Here is a 2,880-nt window from a genome sequence, read left to right as displayed (position 1 = left end):
ATAAAATAAAATAAAATAAAATAAAATAAAATAAAATAAAATAAAATAAAATAAATAATGAAAAAGAAGATAATGAATAAAATAAAATAAAAAAATAAGATTTAAGAGATTATTAAATTATAATAACTTCAAATCACCAGTTAATTCGTCTAAAACTTCATCTTCATCAGGACCTAAACCTAAAACAGTTATGGTGGATTCTGGAAGCTGTGTTCTACCAGCATCTGTAACCAAATAATAATTAATGCCCTTTTCCCTTGCAAGATCACGGAATTTAAGTAAATCCTCTAAGGAATGGACTTTTAAAACTACCTTTGCATAAGCCCCATTTTCCCATTTACGGACCTTTTCCTTATCGGCATTTTTATAAGCGCCAATTGCAGCATGACAGCATTGGGCTGCAATTTTACCTTTTCCCATCTTTAAATCCGCTCTTACAATCATTACCTGTTTCATTTAAATCACAAAGATTAAATTAAATATTGAAATGTTTTTAAGTTTATTATACTATTTATATATTAAATTCAAAATTATTTAAAATTAACCTAAATCATTAGAGAATAAGAATAAAGTGACTCTTGCAGTTTTTGTTATTTAGTGTGATTTTCATCAAATAGAGCAAAATTTAAAATAGACATTAATTTAAAAAAATATTAATTAAAAGTATAAAAAACCAATGAAATGAATATTCGCATAATCATTATAAACTATTAAAAACATAATATAAATATTATAAATTATTATAAAAACATATTAAACTTAAAAATTTACAATTTTATTATTATTTTAGAGGATTTGGAGATAAAATGAGCAGAATTTCAATATTAGACAGAGACAAATGCCAACCTAAGAAATGCAATGTTGTTTGTATGCACTATTGTCCGGGAGTGAGAATGGACGAAGATACAATAGTGATGGATGAACAAACTAAAAAGCCAATCATTTCTGAAGAATTATGTTCCGGATGCGGTATTTGTACAAACAGATGTCCTTTTGGAGCAATTAGCGTTATTAACTTACCTGAAGCACTTGATGAACCAATTCACAGATATGGTCAAAACAGCTTTGAACTCTTTGGATTGCCAAGCCTTAACGCCGGAACAGTTATAGGGCTGCTTGGTCAAAACGGTATCGGCAAATCAACAATCATGAGAATATTGTCTGGAGAATTAGTTCCTAACCTTGGAAACTACGAAGAGGAGGCAAACTGGGACAAGGTCATTGACTATTACAAAGGTTCAGCTCTTCAAAATTACTTTAAATCATTGAAGGCAGGAGAAATAAAGACAATCCACAAGCCACAAATGGTGGATCAACTTCCTAAGGTTGTAAAGGGAAATGTCAGAAACCTCCTTTCCAATGTTGATGAACGCAACAAACTGGATGAGATTGTAGATGACCTTGACTTAAGGAATGTTCTTGACAGGGATATGAAAAACCTCAGTGGAGGGGAACTTCAAAGGGTTGCAATAGCTGCAACAGTTCTTCGTGAAGGTGATTTCTACTACTTCGATGAACCTACATCATGGTTGGATGTAAGACAAAGATTAAATGCAGTTAAAGTAATAAGGTCAATTGCAGAGGATGGAAAATCCGTACTTGTAATTGAACACGACTTGGCTACATTGGATGCTATGAGTGACAATGTGCACCTTCTTTATGGAGAACCTGGAGGATATGGTGTAGTAAGCGGCAACAAGGGCGTTAGAGTAGGAATCAATGCATATATCAATGGATTCCTACAGGAAGAAAACGTAAGAATCAGAAAACAGCCTATTGAATTCAGCATCCGCCCACCAACTCCTGAAGATGATGGAGAGGTTTTAAGTGAATACAGCGATATCAGAAAGGAATACGAAGGATTTACACTTGAGGCAGAAGCTGGAAAAATCTACCATGACGAGATAGTCACTGCATTCGGTTCAAATGGTATCGGAAAGACCACATTTGCAAAAATATTAGCAGGAGTTGAAAAGGCAACTGAAGGAGACATATTGGAAAGTGTTGAAATTGCATATAAACCACAATATATCGTTTCAGACTTTGATGGAACCGCCCAGGAATTTTTATTTGCAAATGCACCTACCTATGGAACAAATATCTTCAACAGTGAAATTGGAAATCCCTTAACACTTAATGACTTGCTTGACAAGAAAGTTAAAAACCTAAGTGGGGGAGAACTCCAGCGTCTTGCAATAGCTACAACATTGTCACAGGACGCTGAAATCTATCTTTTCGACGAACCAACTGCATTTTTAGATGTTGAACAAAGATTGGTTGCAGCAAGAGTCATTAGGAAAATAGTTGAAAGTAGAAATGCGGCTTCCCTGATTGTAGATCACGATATCGTATTTATTGATTATATATCAGACAGAGCAATGGTATTTAATGGAGAGCCAGGATTAAATGGTAAGGCTTCCAAACCAACTGACTTAAGAACTTCAATGAATCAGTTCTTGGGAGACTTGGACATTACATTTAGAAGAGATAAGGAAACTAAACGTCCAAGAGTAAATAAATACGACAGTTATCTTGACAGAGAGCAAAAAGAACAAGGAGAATATTATTACTTAAAAGATTAATATTATTTGGTCAGGTTTTTAAAAAAAACTTGACTAAAATTTTTTTAAATCAGCAAATAGTTTTATACTTTACAAACTAAATTTAAAAATAAGTAAATTAAATTAAAATCCATAAAAAAATTAAAATTAATAAAAAAATAATTAAAACTAATAAAAAATAATTAAAATTAAATTAAAATTAAATTAAAATCCAAAAATAATTAAAACTAATAAAAATAATTAAAATTAAATTAAAATTAAATTAAAATAATAAATTAGTAAAAATAAATAAAAAATAATTAAATGATTAAAAAATACT

General features: G+C 31.0%; 2 protein-coding genes. One reads left to right on the top strand and one right to left on the bottom strand.

Going from position 1 to position 2,880, the window contains the following annotated elements:
- Positions 1 to 117: 117 nt before the first annotated feature.
- Complete coding sequence (gene pth2 / locus Q0138_RS08255; protein WP_297983245.1) at positions 118 to 456, bottom strand: aminoacyl-tRNA hydrolase; 339 nt, start codon at positions 454 to 456, stop codon at positions 118 to 120.
- Between the two features lie 350 nt (positions 457 to 806).
- Between pth2 and Q0138_RS08250 the strand changes: the two genes are divergently transcribed.
- Positions 807 to 2,582, top strand: a complete 1,776-nt coding sequence (locus Q0138_RS08250) for a ribosome biogenesis/translation initiation ATPase RLI (protein ID WP_297983243.1) — start codon at positions 807 to 809, stop codon at positions 2,580 to 2,582.
- The last annotated feature ends 298 nt before the right edge of the window (positions 2,583 to 2,880 follow it).

This window comes from uncultured Methanobrevibacter sp., from assembly GCF_937906425.1.
Taxonomy (GTDB): Archaea; Methanobacteriota; Methanobacteria; order Methanobacteriales; family Methanobacteriaceae; genus Methanobrevibacter.
Note: the sequence above shows the minus strand (reverse complement) of the source record. Positions and strands in the feature narration are given on the sequence as shown.

Excerpts from the sequence above, each read along its gene's own strand:
- pth2 (WP_297983245.1), bottom strand. The coding sequence starts at position 456 with ATGAAACAGGTAATGATTGTAAGAGCGGATTTAAAGATGGGAAAAGGT.
- Q0138_RS08250 (WP_297983243.1), top strand. The coding sequence starts at position 807 with ATGAGCAGAATTTCAATATTAGACAGAGACAAATGCCAACCTAAGAAA.